Annotated in this window: 13 protein-coding genes; 5 read left to right on the plus strand and 8 right to left on the minus strand. The window is 66.9% G+C overall.

What is annotated here, in order from left to right; translation table 11 throughout:
• The first annotated feature begins 104 nt into the window (after positions 1 to 104).
• Positions 105 to 2,132 carry a beta-galactosidase gene (locus QRM96_RS10315; RefSeq protein ID WP_285319547.1) on the plus strand — a complete coding sequence of 676 codons (2,028 nt, stop codon included), beginning with the start codon at positions 105 to 107 and terminating at the stop codon, positions 2,130 to 2,132.
• Positions 2,133 to 2,334: 202 nt separating this feature from the next.
• On the opposite strand, the gene QRM96_RS10320 is transcribed toward QRM96_RS10315, so the two are convergent.
• The 3 genes from QRM96_RS10320 to QRM96_RS10330 all read right to left on the minus strand — a co-directional run bounded on the left by QRM96_RS10320 (position 2,335) and on the right by QRM96_RS10330 (position 5,824).
• Complete coding sequence (locus QRM96_RS10320; RefSeq protein ID WP_285319549.1) at positions 2,335 to 3,693, minus strand: ABC transporter substrate-binding protein; 1,359 nt, start codon at positions 3,691 to 3,693, stop codon at positions 2,335 to 2,337.
• Between the two features lie 252 nt (positions 3,694 to 3,945).
• On the minus strand, positions 3,946 to 4,890 hold the full coding sequence (locus QRM96_RS10325) for a carbohydrate ABC transporter permease (RefSeq protein WP_018761805.1): 945 nt from the start codon (positions 4,888 to 4,890) through the stop codon (positions 3,946 to 3,948).
• Positions 4,880 to 5,824 (minus strand): carbohydrate ABC transporter permease, encoded by a 945-nt coding sequence (locus tag QRM96_RS10330; protein ID WP_018761806.1) that lies wholly within the window; start codon positions 5,822 to 5,824, stop codon positions 4,880 to 4,882. Before QRM96_RS10330 ends, QRM96_RS10325 begins: the two co-directional genes overlap by 11 nt.
• 371 nt (positions 5,825 to 6,195) lie before the next feature.
• On the opposite strand from QRM96_RS10330, the gene QRM96_RS10335 reads away from it, so the two are divergent.
• The 4 genes from QRM96_RS10335 to QRM96_RS10350 are packed head-to-tail and all read left to right on the plus strand — an operon-like array spanning position 6,196 to position 11,832.
• Positions 6,196 to 7,464: an ABC transporter substrate-binding protein gene (locus tag QRM96_RS10335; protein ID WP_018761808.1), complete on the plus strand. Its 1,269-nt coding sequence runs from the start codon at positions 6,196 to 6,198 to the stop codon at positions 7,462 to 7,464.
• 54 nt (positions 7,465 to 7,518) lie between these two features.
• On the plus strand, positions 7,519 to 8,643 hold the full coding sequence (locus QRM96_RS10340) for an alpha/beta hydrolase family protein (protein WP_285319550.1): 1,125 nt from the start codon (positions 7,519 to 7,521) through the stop codon (positions 8,641 to 8,643).
• Between the two features lie 31 nt (positions 8,644 to 8,674).
• Positions 8,675 to 10,720, plus strand: a complete 2,046-nt coding sequence (locus tag QRM96_RS10345) for a DUF6807 family protein (protein ID WP_285319552.1) — start codon at positions 8,675 to 8,677, stop codon at positions 10,718 to 10,720.
• A complete protein-coding gene (locus QRM96_RS10350; RefSeq protein ID WP_285319553.1) occupies positions 10,717 to 11,832 on the plus strand; it encodes a M24 family metallopeptidase in 1,116 nt (371 codons plus the stop codon). Before QRM96_RS10345 ends, QRM96_RS10350 begins: the two co-directional genes overlap by 4 nt.
• A 118-nt stretch (positions 11,833 to 11,950) precedes the next feature.
• On the opposite strand, the gene QRM96_RS10355 is transcribed toward QRM96_RS10350, so the two are convergent.
• Genes QRM96_RS10355 through QRM96_RS10375 form a run of 5 tightly spaced genes read right to left on the minus strand, consistent with a single transcriptional unit; the run spans position 11,951 to position 17,844 of the window.
• Positions 11,951 to 13,402: an aldehyde dehydrogenase (NADP(+)) gene (locus QRM96_RS10355; RefSeq protein WP_018761812.1), complete on the minus strand. Its 1,452-nt coding sequence runs from the start codon at positions 13,400 to 13,402 to the stop codon at positions 11,951 to 11,953.
• A gap of 34 nt (positions 13,403 to 13,436) precedes the next feature.
• The gene (locus tag QRM96_RS10360; RefSeq protein WP_285319555.1) at positions 13,437 to 14,540 is read right to left on the minus strand and encodes a mandelate racemase/muconate lactonizing enzyme family protein; all 1,104 of its coding nucleotides are present in this window, start codon (positions 14,538 to 14,540) and stop codon (positions 13,437 to 13,439) included.
• The gene (locus QRM96_RS10365) at positions 14,540 to 15,445 is read right to left on the minus strand and encodes a 5-dehydro-4-deoxyglucarate dehydratase (protein ID WP_018761814.1); all 906 of its coding nucleotides are present in this window, start codon (positions 15,443 to 15,445) and stop codon (positions 14,540 to 14,542) included. The genes QRM96_RS10360 and QRM96_RS10365 overlap by 1 nt, the downstream gene beginning before the upstream one ends.
• Positions 15,442 to 16,407, minus strand: coding sequence for an NAD-dependent epimerase/dehydratase family protein (locus QRM96_RS10370; RefSeq protein WP_285319556.1), 966 nt, complete (start codon positions 16,405 to 16,407; stop codon positions 15,442 to 15,444). The genes QRM96_RS10365 and QRM96_RS10370 overlap by 4 nt, the downstream gene beginning before the upstream one ends.
• A gap of 9 nt (positions 16,408 to 16,416) precedes the next feature.
• Positions 16,417 to 17,844 (minus strand): Gfo/Idh/MocA family protein, encoded by a 1,428-nt coding sequence (locus QRM96_RS10375; RefSeq protein WP_018761816.1) that lies wholly within the window; start codon positions 17,842 to 17,844, stop codon positions 16,417 to 16,419.
• Between the last annotated feature and the right edge of the window lie 252 nt (positions 17,845 to 18,096).

The raw sequence follows: 18,096 nt of genomic DNA on the forward strand, positions 1-18,096 counted from the left end.
CATTCGGATTAATGGGCAAGCGTTTTCCAAGCCGCCAGGCAAGCGTTTTCCAAGAAAGCGTTTCCTCTTTGCGAACCCCGCCTCACAGTTGACAAAGGAGTCCCATGACACAGCAGGAAAGCCCCGGCCCGTCCAAAGTGTGGAGCAACATTGGGGGCATCGCTTTCGGAGGCGACTACAACCCCGAGCAATGGCCCGCCAGTGTCCGCCTGGAGGATCTGGACCTCATGCAGGAAGCGGGCGTGAATTTCCTCAGCGTCGGCATTTTCTCCTGGGCCCTGCTGGAACCCGCCGAAGGGCACTACGAGTTCGGCTGGCTGGACGAAGTACTGGACAACCTCGCCGGGATCGGCGTGAAAGTGGCCCTGGCCACCGCCACCGCCGCACCTCCGGCCTGGCTGGTGCGCAAACACCCGGAAATCCTGCCGGTCAGGGCTGACGGGACCGTGCTGGGACCGGGCTCACGGCGGCACTACACGCCGTCGTCGGCCGTGTACCGCCGCTACGCCGCCGGGATCACCCGCGCACTCGCCGAACGCTACAAGGACCACCCCGCGCTGGCACTGTGGCATGTGGACAACGAACTGGGCTGCCACGTCTCGGAGTTCTACGGCGAAGAGGACGCAGCCGCCTTCCGCACCTGGCTTGAACGCCGGTACGGGAGCATCGCTGCCTTGAACGCTTCCTGGGGCACGGCATTCTGGTCCCAGAACTACGGCTCCTTCGAGGAAATCCTGCCGCCCGCCGTCGCACCGTCCACCCTGAACCCGGGCCAGCAACTGGACTTCCAGCGGTTCAGCTCGTGGGCGCTGATGGACTACTACCGGGAGCTGGTGGCCGTCCTTCGCGAGGTGACCCCGGACATCCCCTGCACCACCAACCTGATGGCCTCAAGTGCCACCAAATCCATGGACTACTTCAGCTGGGCCAAAGACCTGGACGTCATCGCCAACGACCACTACCTCGTGGCCGCGGACCCGGAACGCCACCTGGAACTCGCGTTCAGCGCGGACCTCACGCGCGGCATTGCGGGCGGTGACCCGTGGATCCTGATGGAACATTCGACGTCGGCGGTCAACTGGCAGCCGCGCAACCAACCCAAGATGCCCGGCGAGATGCTGCGCAATTCGCTGGCCCACGTGGCCCGCGGGGCGGACGCCGTGATGTTCTTCCAGTGGCGGCAAAGCTTCGCGGGGTCGGAGAAGTTCCACTCCGCCATGGTGCCGCACGGGGGACGGGACACGCGGGTGTGGCGTGAGGTGGTGGAGCTTGGCGCGGCCCTGCAGCGCCTCGAACCCGTGCGCGGTTCGCGGGTCCAGTCGCGCGCCGCCATTGTCTTCGACTACGAGGCCTGGTGGGCCAGCGAGATCGACTCCAAACCGAGCGTCGACGTGAAGTACCTGGACCTGCTGAGGGCGTTTCACCGGTCGCTGGTCCTGCGCGGAGTCTCCGTGGACCTGGTGCATCCGTCGGCGTCACTTGACGGCTACGACCTGGTGCTGGCGTGCACCCTGTACGCGGTGTCCGATGAGGACGCCGCCACCATCGCCGCCGCGGCTTCGCGCGGGGCCACGGTCCTGGTCAGCTATTTCAGCGGCATCGTGGACACTCAGGACCATGTGCTGCTCGGCGGCTACCCGGGCGCGTTCCGCGATCTCCTGGGCGTCCGGGTGGAGGAGTTTTATCCGCTGCTGGCCGGAGCCCAGCTCAAGTTGAGCGACGGGACCACTTCTTCCATCTGGAGCGAGCATGTCCACCTTGCCGGCGCCGAGGTGGTGCAAACCTTTACCGAATACCCGCTGGAGGGGGTTCCCTCCCTGACCCGGCGGCCTGTTGGGCCAGGGGCGGCCTGGTACCTGGCCACCCTCCCGGACGCCAACGGCATCGAAGCCCTGGTTGACAAGCTGCTGGCCGAATCGGGCGTTTCGCCCGTCGCCGCTGCCGATCCCGGGGTGGAACTGGTGCGGCGCCTGTCCGCCGACGGGCGCAGCTTCCTGTTCGCCATCAACCACACGAGGGCGGATGCCGCCGTCTCAGCCACTGGCCAGGACCTGCTGACCGGTGGCCCCTTCCCGGGCACCGTTCCTGCCGGCGGCGTCGCGGTGGTGGCGGAGGGCCAGGCACAGTCCTAAGGACGGCCGACGGCGGCACCGGCTTGGGTGCCGCCGTCCGCGGAACGCTCTGTCCCGTTGAAAGTGGACTGCGACTTAAACACCTCCGCCCCGGAAAGGAACCATCGGTTCCCGCCGGGGCGGAGCTGCCACCCGCCGTCGGACGCCTCGGGTGGGGAGGCGTCCACCCGTGTTGTCCGGAGCCGTGTTGGCGGTGTGAAGATCAGCTGCTGATGGCGGACTTCATCTCGTCCGTGGCCTTCTTTCCCGCGTCGGCCGGGGACAAGCGGTCAAACAGGACTTCCGAGGTGTAGCGCTTGATGATTTCCTGGATCGCTCCCGCACCCTTTGGCGGCGGCGCCGGGGCTTCGCCGAGTTCGCCTTTGATCTGGTCGATGAAGGTGACCACCTTGACGTCTGCCGGGGTTAGTTTGGGCTGGATGGCTGCCCGGACATCAGCGTTGGGATACACACCACGGTCCGCCAGGAGCGCTTCACCGGCTTTGACGTTGTTGGTCAGGAAGTTGATGAACTTGGCCGTTTCCTGCGGGTGCTTGGTGCGCGAGGAAGCGGACCAGAACTGCGAGGCTTTGTACCAAAGCTCCGCATCGGCTGCCGTTCCCGTCTTGGTGGGGAACCGCAGGATCTTGAGGTCTCCGCCGCTGGCCTTCTCCAGGGCAGGCGCCTGGTTGGACCACCAGAACGCCATGGCGTTCTTGCCGGTCGCCAGGCCGCTCTGGTCAAGGGGCGCGGCCTCAGCCTCGATCACCTCCGATGCGGAAGGCACCGCCTTCTTCTGGCTCAGCTCCTTCAGGAACGCCCACCATTCGGCGATGTCACCGGACTCAAAGCCCAGCTTGCCGTCGGATGTGTAGAGGGACTTGCCGTCCTGCCGGAGCCAGACGCCCAAGGAGGCCTCATCCGTTCCGTACGCTGCCGCTCCGTAGGTGCCCTTGGGCGACTTCGCGGTGACCTCGGCGGCGATCCGGCCGAAATCGTCCCAGGTCCACTTGGTGTCATCCGGCAGCGGAACTCCGGCGGCCTGGAAGACTGCGGGATTGGCCAGGATGGTGGCGGCGTTGATGCCGGCCGCGATGCCCGTCAGGCCCTTCTGGCTCTTGCCTGCATTCAGGGCCGCCTCATCCAGCTTGGAGGTGTCGATGTCGTACTTGGACAGATCCAGGAGGGCGCCGCGGCTGGAGTACTCGGTGATGTATTTCTCGTCCATCTGGATGATGTCCGGGGCGTCGTTGGCTGCCACCTGGGTGGCGAGCTTGTCCCAGTAACCGCTCCAGTCGCCGAATTCGGGTTTGATCTTGATTTTGGGATTTTCAGCTTCGAACTGCTTGATGGCTTCCTGCGTCAGCTGGGCGCGCTTGTCGCCGCCCCACCAGGAGAAGCGAAGCTCAACGGTTCCGTCGGCGCTCTGCGGAGCTGCTCCACCGCCGCAGGCACTGAGGGCCATGACGGCGGCGACTGCGGCTGCGACAGCACCCGCCGTACGGGTTCGGCGCGATGAGCGTGACGGTGGTGCCCCTGCCGGCTGCTTGGCAGCGGATGCAGGACGGGGAAAAAGCGGCACTGTGTAACTCCGATCTTCTTTGATCCAGGTGCGGTGATGTTGGGGGGTGGCCGGGGGCGTAGCCGTCGAGGTTTCGAAGAGGGCCCCAGGTCGTGAAAGCGCTTTCTACACCTAATACTACAAGTCCAAAACTTGTATTACAAGATGTTCGGCGAAGTGCATCCGCCCCGTGACGCGCGAACGGCCCGCCGCTTGCGACGGGCCGTTCAAACAGGTGGTGCAGGGGCGCGTGGCGCCGGGTGCGGCCCGGCGTTACTTGATGCCCGTGGTGGCGATGCCCTTGATCAGGAACCGCTGGCCGAACAGGAACACCAGGAAGACCGGCAGCAGGGACACGATGGACATGGCGAACAAGGATCCCCAGCTGGTGGCGGACTGCGAGTCGACGAACGCACGCAGTGCCACGGGAACGGTGAACATATCCGGGTCCGTGAGGTAGATCAGGGCGCCGAAGAAGTCGTTCCAGGTCCAGATGAAGGTGAAGATCGTGGTGGTGGCCAGGGCCGGCACCATCAGCGGCAGGATCACGCGAAGGAAGATGCGCGGATGGCCGGCTCCGTCGATCCTCGCGGCCTCGTCAAGCTCCTTGGGGATGCCGCGGATGAACTGCACCATGAGGAAGACGAAGAACGCATCCGTGGCAAGCAGCTTGGGAACGATCAGCGGCCAGAAAGTGTTCACCCAGCCGATCTGCGAGAACAGGATGTATTGCGGCACGATCACCACGTGGAACGGGAGCATGATGGTCAGCAGCATGATGCCGAAGAACAGCTTCTTGGCGGTGAACTGCAGCCGCGCGAACGCGTAGGCAGCCATCGAGCATGAGACCAGGTTGCCCAGGATCGAGCCGATCACCACGATCGCGGAGTTGATCATGTAGTGGCCGAAGGGGTGCGTCAGGGCCGACCATCCGGAGGTGTAGTTGCTCATTTCCAGGCTGTTCAGCCACAGGCCCGGTTCACGGAAGATCAGATCATTCGGCCGCAGCGAGGAGACCACCATCCACAGGAGCGGATAGATCATCAGCCCGCCGGCCAGGATCAGGATCCCGTGCTTCATCAGCGATTTACCGCGCTGGGCCCTGCTGAAGGCCAGCGTTCCCCGGGACTCGCGGACCCTGGGCTTGCGGTTCGTAGGCTTGCCGGCGCCCCCGGACTTCTTCTCCGGGGTGGGCAGCGTCTCAAGCTTAGTCGTCATAGAAAACCCAATACTTAGAAGCGATGAAGTTGATGGCGGTGAAGACGCCGATGATAAGCAGCAGCACCCACGCCATGGCTGAGGCGTAGCCCATGTCGAACTGGCCGAAGCCCTTTTGGTAGAGGTACAACGTGAAGAACATCGTTGAGTCCGAAGGTCCGCCGTTGCCGCCGGAGACGATGAACGCCTGGGTGAAGGACTGGAACGAACCGATGATCTGCAGGACCAGGTTGAAGAAGATGATCGGGCTGAGCATCGGCATGGTGATCCGCCAGAACTGCTGGAGCGTGGTGGCACCATCCACCCTGGCCGCCTCGTAGTACATGTTGGGGATCTGGCGCAGGCCCGCGAGGAAGATGATCATCGGAGCGCCAAAGGTCCAGACGTGCAGCAGGATGATCGATCCCAGGGCCGTGCTGGGATCCGAGATCCAGCCGGGACCCTGAATGCCGAACATGGCCAGGACCTGGTTCACCAGGCCGGTGGTGCCGAAGATCTGCTTCCACAGGATGGCGACGGCGACCGAACCGCCCAGCAGCGACGGCAAGTAGAACACGGAACGGTAGAACGGAAGGCCGCGGAGCCCCTTGTCCAGGACGAGCGCGATCAGCAGTGCCACGGCCAGCTGCAGTGGAACACCCACCAGGACGTAGGTGAACGTAACCCGCAACGAGTTGTGCAGCCGGGCGTCGCTGAGCATCCTGGTGAAGTTGTCCAGCCCCGTCCACTCGGGCGGCTGCAGCAGGTTGTAGTCCGTAAACGAAAGGTAGAGGGACATCAACATGGGGCCGATGGTGATGGCCACCAAACCCACCAGCCACGGGAGCAGGAAAATGTAGGCGGCCTTGTTGTCCCGCCTGTTGGCCTTCTTCTCCTCAGCGGTGGCTTTGCCCTTCCGCCGGCTCAACGAAGACAGTTCGCTGATGGCGCTCACGGTTGCTGCTCCATCACGGACAGCAGGCAAGCGTCGGCCGGCAGCGGGGCCGGACGGCGCGTCCTGGGAATATGCTTTGCGGCCATGTGGTCTCCTTTGGTCATCGTGGCCTCCACGTTTCGGTCATCGCCAGGCGATGGGGGTTCGGGACTCCCTTCGCGGGCCCGCTGCATGCCCGTCAGGGCTGGAGCGGTTCCGCCCGCCGGGAGCGTCGTTCTAGAAAGCGGCTCCGTACCAAAGTAAACGGTTTCTTGACTCCTGTACAGCCCTTTGTTAGTTTTTGAGAAAACGTTTTCTGTTGCATCTGGCAAGGGGACGCGACTACCAGAATAAGGGGGACAACAATGAGGTTTGGTCTCAGGAAATCGGTCATGGGAATCACCGGCGCCGCCGCCGCGCTGGCCATGGTCCTTACCGGCTGCGGCAACAGCCCGCAGGCCGGGAAAGTGGGGACTGCGGAGGATCCCGTCACCATCCGGTTCGCCTGGTGGGGCAACGACTCCAGGGCGAAGACCACCATGGAGGTCATCAAAGCATTTGAAGCCGCCAACCCCACCATCAAGGTCCAGGGCGAGAACACCGAATTCAGCTCCTACTGGGACAAAATGGCCACCCAGATCGCCGGCGGAACCACCCCGGACGTCATCGCCATGAGCGGCGCCTATCCCAGCGAATACTCCAGCCGCGGCGTCCTCCTGGACCTCGACAAGGTGAAGGACCAGATCGACACCTCGAAGTTCGCCGACGGGACCGTTGAGCTGGGCAAGATCAACGGAAAGCAGTACACCATTACGGCGGGCGTCAACTCCATGTCCATGGTCCTGGACCCCAAGGTCTTCGAGGCCGCCGGCGTGCCGCTGCCGGACGACGAAACCTGGACCTGGGACGACTACGCACGGATCGCCGCCGAAATCACCAAGAAGTCGCCGGCCGGCACCTTCGGCACGACCCCCATGGCCAACGACTCCTTCCTCGCCGTCTGGGCACGCCAGAATGGCCAGGAGCTCTACACGGACGACGGCAAGAAGATGGGCATCAGCGAGGACACGCTCGCCAAGTGGTTTGAGCTCAACAAGAAGCTGATGGAAACCGGCGGCGCCCCGTCCGCGTCCCAGACCGTCGAGGACGGGTCCGCCCAGCCTGAGATGACACTGATGGGCCAGGGAAAGCAAGGAATGAAGATTTCCTGGAGCAACCAGATGACGTCCTACTCCGGCGCCCCGCTGGTCATGGTGAAACTTCCCGGCGAAAGCAGGACGCCGGGGGCCTGGCTGCGTTCGTCGATGGAATACGCCATCTCGTCCAAATCCGCCCAGCCCAAGGAAGCGGCCCTGTTCATCAACTACCTGGTCAACAACATGGACGCGGCCACCAAGATCAAGAGCGACCGCGGCATGCCCGCCAACACCGAACTGAAGGCGGGCATCACTCCCCTGCTCAAGGAAACCCAGCAGAAGGAAGCCACCTACCTGGACCGGATCGCGGCCATGAAGGTTCCGGCACCCAAGCCCTTCCCGGCAGGATCATCCGCAACCCTGGAAGTTTTGAACCGTTACAACACGGATGTACTCTTCGGAAAGATCGCGCCTCGGGACGCTGCCAAAGGCATGATTTCAGAGGTCAACCAAAACCTCGCCTGACGGTTGCCGCGGCGGACGGATGAACAGACACCAACCACGAAAGGAGGCAGGCACATGATCACGGCAACACGGCCCAGCGCCATCGGCGGCTACGACGATTGGCCTGTCTACGTCCGGGCCCGTCCCCGCCACCGGGCGTCCACCGGGGCGGCGCAGGAACTCTCTGATGCCTTGGGCGTCCCGGCTGTGCCCGGGTCGCCGGACGTACGGGTGCACTGGGAGGAAACGTACGACGACGCCACCACCACCACCGAACTGAGCTGGCAGTTGGGCTTCGGGCCGCGCACCACGGGCTGGCTGGTCCGGCCGGCAGGACATTCCGGACCGCTGCCAGGCATCCTGGCCCTGCACTGCCACGGCGGCAACAAGTTTGGCGGTGCGGACCGGCTCGTGGAGCTCCCAACAACCCACCCGTCGGCGGTTGCCGCACGCGCAGGGCACTATGACGGCCGTGCGCTGGCCACCGGCCTGGCCCGCCAGGGTTTCGCTGTCCTTGCCCATGACACGTTTGCCTGGGGAAGCCGCAGGTTTGACCTCTCCACCCCGCCATGGCGGACCGCCGCGGCCGTTGACGCACGGCAGGCGCAGTGGCGGGCGGACGGCATCGCGCCTTCCGAGGCCGACGAATACAACGCCGCGGCCGGCGTCCATGAGGACACCGTGGCCAAGGCGGCGGGGCTGCTCGGCACCAGCCTTGCCGGCATGGTGGCCCACGACGACCTTGCCGCCCTCGACGTCCTGGCCGCACTGCCCGGCGTCGATGCGGACAGCCTGGGGTGCATCGGTTTCTCCGGCGGCGGTGGCCGTTCCCTCACCCTGGCCGCCCTTAGCCCGTGCATCAGGGCCGCCGTGGTCACCTGCATGATGACCACGTTTGAATCCCTCTTCCCCGCGTACCTCGACGCACATTCGTGGCTGCTGCAGACTCCCGGGCTGTGGAAGCTGGGTGACTGGCCGGAACTCACAGCCCGCGCAGGGTCCGCCCGGTTCCTGGTGCAGTACGCCCTTGCTGACGAGCTCTTCCCGGAAGCCGGGATGCGCCGGGCCCACCAGTTACTCGAATCCCTGCACGGCGGCACCGACAGGTATGCGGGCAGCTTCTGGCCGGGCGGGCACGTCTTCACGGCGGCCATGCAGGACGAGGCCCTCGACTTCCTGTCGAAAACGCTGACCACCTGACCCCCAACCAGCACCGCTCCCAAGGACCCACGTGACCACACAGCATTCGGCGGAATCCACCCATCCGCAGTCCCCGTCCACAGACCTTCCCAGGGTTGCCCTGGTGGGCGTGCACGGCTTCGGCGAACGGCACCTCGCCAACCTGGCCCGGCTCGAACAGGCCGGCGCCCTGGAACTGGTAGCCGTGGCCGATCCCCACCCGCCGCAGCCCGGCAGCCTGGCCGGCTCGGTGGCTGTGTACCCGGACCTGGACGGGCTGCTGGCCGCCCAGCCTGGCGTCGACGTCGTCATTATTGCCACCCCCATCCAGACGCATGCCCCCTTGGCCATCGCGGCATTGTCCGCCGGGATGGACGTCTATGTCGAAAAGCCGCCGGTGGCATCCCTGGCGCAATTCGAGCAAGTCCTGGCCGCGGCCAGGGACCACGGCCGCCGGGTCCAGGTGGGCTTCCAGAGCCTGGGCTCCCAAGCCCTGCCCGCCATCCGGGGCCTGGTGGAGGCAGGTGAAATAGGCACCGTGCTGGGGCTCAGCGCCACCGGCCAATGGCTGCGGACCAAGGCGTACTTCAACCGCTCGCGCTGGGCCGGGAAACGCAGCCTCGACGGCACTGACGTAGTGGACGGGGTGGCCACGAACGCCCTGGCCCACGCCGTTGCCACCGGACTGCATCTGGCGGGCGCGCATACCCTCGCGGACGTCCGCTCGGTGGAAACGGACCTGTACCGGGCCAACAGCACCGAAAGCGATGACACGTCCATTCTGCGGATCCGCACCGCAGGCGGAGAGACCCTCCTTTGTGCCTTGACGCTCTGCGCCCCCGAACAGCTCAACCCGGCCGTCACCGTGCACGGAACACTGGGCGAGATCACCCTTTCCTACACGGAGGACCACGTCGTCATCACCACCCCGGCCGGCGAGCGCCGGGAGTCCTTCGGCCGGACTGACCTGCTCGAAAACCTGCTGGATGCCCGGGCCAACGGAACGCCGCTGCTGTGCGCGCTGGAAGACACCGGAGCCTTCACCGCCGTCCTGGAGGCTATCCGCACCGCGCCCGCACCGGCCCCGATCGGCACCGGCTTCATCACGTGGGAAGGCGAGGGCGACGACGCCCATCCGGTGGTGCAGGGCATCTCCGGAACGCTGGAGCGCGCCGTCAAGGCACAGGCAACGTTCGCCGAACTCGGCGTGCCCTGGGCCCGTCCCCTTCCGCCGGTCCGGACGCTGACCGTTGGGGGCCGCCCGGTGGCCGATTACCAGGACGGCAGCCATATCAGGGCAGTATCCTCCCCGCGCCCCTACCTCCACCCGGTGAGCACCCTGAACGGCACCGTGGTGACTGACCACCAGCCCCTTGACCACGTATGGCACCTGGGCGCCGGCGTGGCCTTGCAGGATGTGGACGGGGTGAATTTCTGGGGCGGCCGCACCTACACCAGGGAAGCCGGCCAGTACGTGTGGCGCCCGGACCACGGCAGCATCGCAAGCACCGGCACCGCATCCTTCCAGGCCGACGCCGGCGCGGGACGGCCCGGCGTCCTGCAGGAGACGCTGAGCTGGAACGGGCCGGACGGCTCCCCCGTTCTCCGCGAGGAACGCACCTGGGCGTGGTCCGCCGTCGCACCCTCCGCCTGGCGGCTGTCACTGGATTTTGCGTTGTCACCTGCAGGGAACACGCCGGTCAGCCTGGGCAGTCCGGGCTCCAACGGCCGGTTCGAGGGTGGCTACGGCGGCTTCTTCTGGCGGCTGCCCGAGTGCGCGGACCCTGCCGTCTGGACGCCCGCCGGCTCCGGTGAGTCACAGGCCCACGGCAGCGTCGCGCCATGGCTCGCCTGGTCGGGAACGTTCGACGGCGGCCCGGCCACCTTGGTGTTCGTCGCTGCCGGGGACTCCACGGACCCATGGTTTGTCCGGGTTGACGGCTACCCGGGCGTCGGGCAGTCGCTGGCGTGGGATACGCCCGTCATCGCAGAGCCCGGCACGCCGGTGCGGCGGCACGTCACCGTCTTCGTGGCCGACGGACTCCTGGCCACCGCCGACATCGAAACACTGATCAACGAACAAGGGGATCCGTCATGACCCAGACCACAGCCGCAGCCGTTCCCCAGCAGGAGGCCCGCCTGGCTCCCGGATCCCCGGGCGACCGGGCCATCAAGCGCCGGCGCGTGCTGGACATCCTGGACGAGGCCGGGCGGGATTCGCTGCTCCTCACCACCAACACGGCCCTGACCTGGTACCTGGACGGCAGCCGGGTGCACATCAGCCTGGCCGGCGACCCCATCGCCGCCCTGCTCGTCGCGCGCGACGGCGACCACCTGGTGACGTTCAACAACGAAGCCGGCCGGATCGCCGCCGAGGAGCTTCCGCTGGGAGTCAACCTGCATACCGTTCCCTGGTACGCGAACCTGCACCAGGCCGCGGCCGCCGTGGGCAATGGCGCCCTGCCTCCGCTGTCCGAGGCAGAGGTGGCCGCCGAACTGCGCGCCGCGCGCCAGCAGCTGCTTCCGGCGGAAAGCGCCCGCTATGCCCTGCTCAGCGCCGACGTGGCCGGCATCATGACCGAGGTCCTGTCCGCCGCCCGCCCGGACACCACCGAATTCGCGCTGGTGTCGGCGCTGGCTGCCCGGGTGGTGGCCGCCGGTGCAGAGCCGCTGGTACTCCTGTGCAACGGCAGCTCCCGCAGCACGTTCCGGCACCCCTTGGCCACGCACGCGCCTCTTGGCCGGCGTGCCATGGCGGTGGTTTGCGCCCGCCGCGACGGCCTCGTGGCCAACATCACCCGCTGGATCAGGTTCGACGCCGGCACTCCCGGGGAGCGCGACGCCGAGGCCCGCATCGCGGCAGTGGAGGCGGATATATTCGATGCCACGGTTCCCGGCACCCGGCTGGACCGGATCTTCACCGAGATCCAGGCCGCGTACGTCCGGCATGGCTTCGGCGCGGACCAGTGGGAACAACACCATCAGGGCGGGCCCGCCGGTTACGCGGGGCGCGATCCCCGGGTCACGTCGGAAGCCACGGATACGGTGGTGCTGGACCAGGCGTTCACATGGAACCCGTCAGGGCCGGGCGTCAAGATCGAGGACACGGTCCAGCTCACGGAATCCGGGCTCCACATCCTGACTGTTGACCCGCGCTGGCCGGTGGCCACCGTGAACGGGCTGGCGCGCCCCGTGACCTTGCAGCTCTAGTCCGGCGCCCGCTCACATACTGCAGCTTTAATCGAAACGCCCGCTCACTTATGGCCGTTTTTACGGCCATAAGTGAGCGGGCGTTTCGTGTTTAGCTGCAGTATGTGAGCGGGCGTTGTTACGGGAGCCGCAGTTCCCCATCCACACGGCGCGGGATCCCCAGCGGATTGTCGTCACGGAGCGCCGGGTGCAGGACGCTTTCCGGGGCGTCCTGGTAGGCGACGGGGCGCTGGAAGCGGCGGACCGCCGTCGCACCCACCGAGGTGAACAGCGAGGTGGTGGCAGGGTACGGGCCGCCGTGCTGCTGGGCCCAGTTCACGGCGACGCCGGTGGGCCAGCCATCGAACAGGACCCGGCCGGCCAGGCCGGCGAGCTGCTCCACCAGGGCGGCGATGTCCTCCTCCGGCTCTGCGTGCACGGTGGCCGTCAGGCTGCCGGGAACCTCCGCCAGGACAGCAGACAGTTCCTGCTGGTCCTTGTACTCGATGAGGATGGTGGTGGGCCCGAAGCATTCTTCAAGCAGCTGCCCGGGTCGCTCCAGGACCTTGGCCGCGGCGGTGGCGAACACCACCGGGGCAGCCCCGTTGGCTGCCGCGTCCTGGTCAACGCTGCCGCCCACCACCTGCACGCCCTCCACGGCTGCGAAGCTGCGCAGCCCGTCCGGGTAGGCTTCGGCGATGCGGCTGGTCAGCATCCCGGCCGCGGGCTTGTCCTTGCTGGCGTCCGCTACCTCGGCTGCGAAGGAGGTTCCGGCTGGGATGAACACCAGGCCCGGCTTGGTGCAGAACTGGCCGGCCCCAAGGGTGAAGGAGCCTGCCAGGCCGGCGGCGAGTTCCGCGGAGCGGGCCTTCAGTGCTGCCGCGGTGATGACCACCGGGTTGAGGCTGCCCAGCTCTCCGTAGAACGGGATGGGATCCGGGCGGGAGGTGGCGAGGTCGAACAGGGCGCGGCCGCCGGGAATGGACCCGGTGAAGCCCACGGCCTTGATGGCGGGGTCCTGGACCAGCGCCGTTCCCACCTCGCGGCCGCTGACCAGGGCGAACAGGCCTTCCGGGGCACCCGCGCCGCGAAGCGCCTCAGCCACAATCCCGGCGGTCCGCTCGGAGAGCCGCAGGTGCCCTGAGTGGGCTTTGACAACCACGGAGCAGCCGACGGCGAGGGCCGAGGCCGTGTCCCCGCCTGCCACGGAGAAGGCGAACGGGAAGTTCGACGCCGAGAAGACCGCCACCGGCCCGATGGGCCGCAGGATGCGGCGTAGGTCCGGCTTGGGCGGGGTGGAGGACGGGTCCGCGTGGTCGATGATGGCTTCAAGGTAAGAGCCCTCGGTGATCACGCGTGCGAACAAGCGCAGCTGGCCTGTGGTGCGGGCCACTTCCCCCGTCAGGCGCGGGACACCCAGGCTGGTCTCGGCATCGGCGATTTCCACCAGTTCGGCCGCGTTGGCGTCCAACGCGTCCGCCGCCGCGTGAAGCCACGCGGCGCGCTCGGCATCGGTGGCCGCAGCAGCGGTCCGGGCGGCCTCCGTCGCGGCGGCGGTGAGTTCGGACAGGGAAAGCGTTGCAGTTGTCACGTCAGGTACCTGTTCTGTGGATGTGCGTCGGTGGTTACGGTGCGTCCCGGAAACGGAAGCCCAGTCCGGGCTGGTCCGTCAGGGCCACCCTGCTGTTGGCGAACCTCACCGGCGATGGCCCGGCCAGGATCCCCAACTGTTCGAAGGATGCCTCCTCGACATCCTCCACCATGGTGGGCTCCGCCAAGGTCAATGCCAGCTGCCCGGACAGTTCCGGCAGCAGGTGCGGCATGACCTTGATGCTGTGGGTCCGTGCCAGCTCCACGATCCGCCGGAACGGGGTGATGCCGCCTACCCGGATGATGTTGGGCTGGATAATGTCCACCGCCTCCGCCTCGATGAAATCGCGGAACCGGTAGATCGTGTGCAGGTTTTCGCCAAGGGCAATGGGCACCGGCGAATGTTTGCGGAGCCTTCGGTAGGCCCAGAGGTCATCCGCGCGGAGAGGTTCTTCCAGCCATTCCAGCCCGAATTCGGCCAGTACGTCGAGGGCCCGGAAGGTGGTGGGCAGGTCCCACCGCTGGTTGGCGTCGATCATGAGCCTGCGGTCCGGGCCCAGGACGGAACGGACGGCGGCAACGCGTTCGCGGTCCTCGCGGAGGTCCGGCTTGCCCACCTTGATCTTCACTGCCTGGTGGCCGGCGGCAACCCAGCGTTCGGCCTGCGCCACCAACTCTTCCAGGGTGTAGTGCAGGTTCACGCCGGAACCGTAAACCTCGGCTGACTCCTGCCGCTGGCCCAGCAGGCCCGTGACGGACATGCCGGCACGGCGGGCCTGCAGGTCCCACAATGCAAGGTCCACACCGGCCATGGCAATGGTGGTGAGCCCTCCGCCGCCGGCCTCGTGCAGCCGCTTCCAGAGCACGTCCCACACACCCTCGGGGGTTGCGGGCAGCCCGGCCACGAAAGGGGCGATGTCGTGGTCAAGCAACGCCTTGACTGCCTGGGGACCGATGGTAGGCGTCCAGGAGAAACCAAAACCCGTGCCGCCGTCGTCCGTGGAGATCTCGGTGGCGATCACGTGGTTCTCCGGTGCCTCCGCACCCCAGCTGCGGCGCAGCGCAACGGTAAGGAGCCTCGTCGACAGGCCGGTGATGCGCGGGACGGTGCGGACGGTTTCGGCCGCCGGTGCGCTCATCAGTGTCCGGCCAGCTCGTAGCCCTTGGCCAGGATGGCCTTGAGCTCCACGAGCTGCTCCTCCGTGGGATCCACCAGCGGCGGCCGCACGGGGCCCACCGGAAGGCCGCCCAGGCGCAGGCCGGCCTTGATCAGGGAGACGCCGAACCCGGGCGTCTGGTCGCGCAGGCGGACCAGCGGCGCGTAAAAGCCCTCCAGCAAGGCATTGCGGCGGTCTTCATCCCCGGATACGTAGGCGTCGTAGTACGCCTTGGCGATCTCCGGCGCCATCGCGAATGCTGCCGACGAATACAGCGGGATCCCCAGGCCCCGGTAGGCGCCCTGCGTCAGTTCCGCCGTGAGCAGGCCGTTGAAGAACGCAAACTCCTCCCGGCCGGCAGCCTTGACGGCGGACACGATTTCCTGGGCCAGGCCGACGTCGCCCAGTCCGTCCTTGAAGCCGATGACCTTGGGATTGGCGGCCAGCTTCGCCATGGACGCGGCGGTGAACTTTGCATTGCCGCGGTGGTAGACAATGACCGGCAGGCTGCTGGCATCGGCGACAGCCTCGATGTAGGCCACCAGGCCGTCGGTGGGTCCGGTCACCAGGTAGGGCGGAAGCACCAGGAGGGCGTCGGCGCCGGCTTCCTCGGCCACCCGGGCGGCAGCGAGGGCGTGGCCCAGCGGCCCACCCGCCCCGGCCACCACGGGGACCTTTCCGGCGACGACCTCGACGGCGGCCGCCACCACGGTGCGGACCTCGTCGATGCTGAGGGCATGGAATTCACCGGTGCCGCAGGCAGGGAAGACGCCGCCCGGGCCATAGGGCAGCCGGGAGGCGATGTGTTCCTTGAGCAGTGCGACGTCAACGGCGCCTTCGGCCGTGAACGGGGTGACGGGAAAAAACAGTACGCCGTCGAATTTCATGGTGTCTCCTTGCTTCCGCCGCCGGCAGTGACCAGCGCGGAAGCCTCGTCGTTGAGGGTGTGGCGGGACGTGAGTTCGGTGCGCCAGCTGCGCCGCGGCTGCCAGCCCAGGAGTTCCTGTGCCTTGGCGATGGAGAACGCGGGGCTGGTCCCGGTCAGGCCCGCACTGATGTCTTCGCTGCCCGGCAGGAAGCGGGGCATGAGCTCGGCCAGCGGCGCGGTTGCCAGGGCGTCCGCGGCGCCGACGAAGAAGGTTTCGCCGTTGGAAATGTCCGTCATTTTCCGGAGCAGCAGGTCAAGGAAGTCCGCCACATCCCGGGCGTCCACGTAGTTGAACAGGGCCGGCGCCGAAAGGGCGGGATCGGCCAGGCGTTCAGCCAGGGTGTGGCCCTGCTGCGTGGGCGCCCCCTCCCATTCCTCCGGTGAGATCACGAAGCATGGGCGGAATGCCGCATACCGGATCCGCTCCCCCTGGGCAGCGGCGAACATCTGCACTGTCTGTTCGGCGATGAGCTTGGACAGCGCATAGGCGTTCCAAGGCTTCGGCGGCGTCCGCTCATCGAGCGGGAACGACGACGGAAGCCAGCCCGCGGGCGAGCCGTAACCGAGCACGGTGGGGCTGCTGGCGGTGATGATTTTCGGGACGCCAAGCTCGGTAGCCGCGCTGATCACGGCGAAGGCGAGCCTGGTGTTGGTGGCGAAGATGACGTCCTCCGGCGCGCTGAAAGGGACGGCGATCGCTGCAAGGTGGATGACGGCGTCGGGCCTTGACTCCCGGAGGAGGCGCAGCGCCTCGCCCGGCGCCAGGAGGTCGGCGGTTTCCTGCACGACGCCGGGCGGCAGCTGGCCGGCGGGCACGGCGTCCCGGTCCACGGAGACCACCTCGTGGCCCGCCTGGGCGAGCCCCGCGACAACACTGCGTCCCAGGCGGCCGGAGCCGCCGGTAACGAATATCCTGCTCATGGTTCGTCCCTACTTGCCGCGGCGGAGATCGACGCCGAGGTCCAGGTCCTCCACGCGGATGGGCAGCGAGGTCTCGAGCGACTGGTTGCCGGCGATGCCCACAGATACCGAACGCAGCCCGTCGAGGTAGCCGGAGGGGCGGCCCAACGGGTCTTCACCCGGGCCGTTGAAGAGGTCCGAGAGCAGGAGCTCATCGCCCCCGCCGTGGCCGCCTTCGCCATTGACGATCGGGACCTCGTACGCGGCCTCCCAGTGGCGTTGGACCACCAGCCGTTCGCCGTTGCGGCGGACGGCGTCCTCTTCCTCCACGGGGGTTGCGCTCGGGTCCACCACTGTCTTCTTGTCCGTGCTGTGCAGGACGGCGGCGCGTTCCACCACTTCGAGCTCAGCCCGGCCTTCCGTGCCGTTGACCGCCACCCGGTACCCCTCCCACGGGCTGTGCGCGTTCAGGGAGTAGCTCAGGCGCGGCCCGCCCTGGTACTCAACCACCAGTGCCAGGTTGTCCTCGATGGTGATGCCTCCGGTGAAGACGTCCTGGTCGCGGCGGTAGCCGTCGTAGTGTTCGTTGTCCAGGAAGAGCGCTTTGAGCCGTTCGTCCTCGCGGAGGTCCAGCGCGAACGGGTCCTTGTCACCTGCGGGCGCACCGGCGTCGGGCGTTCCGCGCTCGGGGCGGGGGCCCAGCCCGCGTTCGGCGGCGTTCTTGTCGCCATAGAATTTCAGGCCGCCGGAGGCGAAGACGCGCTCCGGGACGTCGTCGATCCACCAGTTGACGAGGTCGAAATGGTGGGACGCCTTGTGGATGAGCAGGCCGCCGGAGTTCTTCTTCTCGCGGTGCCAGCGGCGGAAGTAGTCAGCGCCGTGGACCGTGTCCAGGACCCAGCTGAAGTCGATCGAGGTGACCTTGCCGATCACGCCGCTCTGGATGATCTCCTTCAGGGCGCTGTTGCGGGGCGAGTAGCGGTAGTTGAACGTCACCACCACATTCCGGCCGGTTTCCTGGACCGCTTTGGTGATGCGGCGGCAGCCCTCGGCATCGATGGTGAGCGGCTTTTCCACCACTACGTCCGCGCCGGCCCTGAGGGCTTCGACGATGTAGTCGGCGTGGGTGTAGTCCGGAGTGGTCACCACGACGCGGTCAATGTGGTTGGCCTGGATAAAGGCCGTCAGGTCCGCCGGATCGAACGAGGCAATGGGGCCGGGAGCGCCGAGTTCCTGGATGAGGCCCTGGTAGAACTCCACGCGGCCGGGGTTCACGTCCGAGAACGCGACCAGTTCCGCGGTGTCGGCGTGCTTGCCGAACACTGCGCGGATGTACATTTCAGAACGCCCTCCGGTGCCCACCAGGGCAAGGCGCGCCTTGCGGCCGTCGGAGGTGGGGCTGCCGGCAGCCGTGTGGGGAGCAGCTGCGGCCGACGTCGTCTCGGCTGTGTTGACCATGTGGGGGTCCCTTTCGAAAGCTCATTGCCCGGCCGCCGGGGCGGCCGCTGCGGTTCGGCGGTGGCACTTTGCTGCACCTGCCTGAGAAAGCGTTTTCTCAGTTCGCTATAGAAGTTGTATCAACCCGCCCGCCCATCCGTCAACCACTCCGGGCGCTAACAGAAAGCGTTTTCTGAGCAAGTGCGCAGCGCTGGCGCCCTCCCCGGCGGAAAACTGCCGGAAAAAGGATAGAAATCGCTTTCCGGCTGCCGT

It is taken from the genome of Pseudarthrobacter sp. lyk4-40-TYG-27 (genome assembly GCF_030209295.1).
GTDB lineage: Bacteria > Actinomycetota > Actinomycetes > Actinomycetales > Micrococcaceae > Arthrobacter.

What these genes read in the sequence shown, in the direction of transcription:
- QRM96_RS10325 (WP_018761805.1), bottom strand. Translation starts at nt 4,890, where the DNA reads ATGACGACTAAGCTTGAGACGCTGCCCACCCCGGAGAAGAAGTCCGGG.
- QRM96_RS10315 (WP_285319547.1), top strand. Translation starts at nt 105, where the DNA reads ATGACACAGCAGGAAAGCCCCGGCCCGTCCAAAGTGTGGAGCAACATT.
- QRM96_RS10350 (WP_285319553.1), top strand. Translation starts at nt 10,717, where the DNA reads ATGACCCAGACCACAGCCGCAGCCGTTCCCCAGCAGGAGGCCCGCCTG.
- QRM96_RS10340 (WP_285319550.1), top strand. Translation starts at nt 7,519, where the DNA reads ATGATCACGGCAACACGGCCCAGCGCCATCGGCGGCTACGACGATTGG.
- QRM96_RS10375 (WP_018761816.1), bottom strand. Translation starts at nt 17,844, where the DNA reads ATGGTCAACACAGCCGAGACGACGTCGGCCGCAGCTGCTCCCCACACG.
- QRM96_RS10370 (WP_285319556.1), bottom strand. Translation starts at nt 16,407, where the DNA reads ATGAGCAGGATATTCGTTACCGGCGGCTCCGGCCGCCTGGGACGCAGT.
- QRM96_RS10335 (WP_018761808.1), top strand. Translation starts at nt 6,196, where the DNA reads ATGGGAATCACCGGCGCCGCCGCCGCGCTGGCCATGGTCCTTACCGGC.
- QRM96_RS10360 (WP_285319555.1), bottom strand. Translation starts at nt 14,540, where the DNA reads ATGAGCGCACCGGCGGCCGAAACCGTCCGCACCGTCCCGCGCATCACC.
- QRM96_RS10365 (WP_018761814.1), bottom strand. Translation starts at nt 15,445, where the DNA reads ATGAAATTCGACGGCGTACTGTTTTTTCCCGTCACCCCGTTCACGGCC.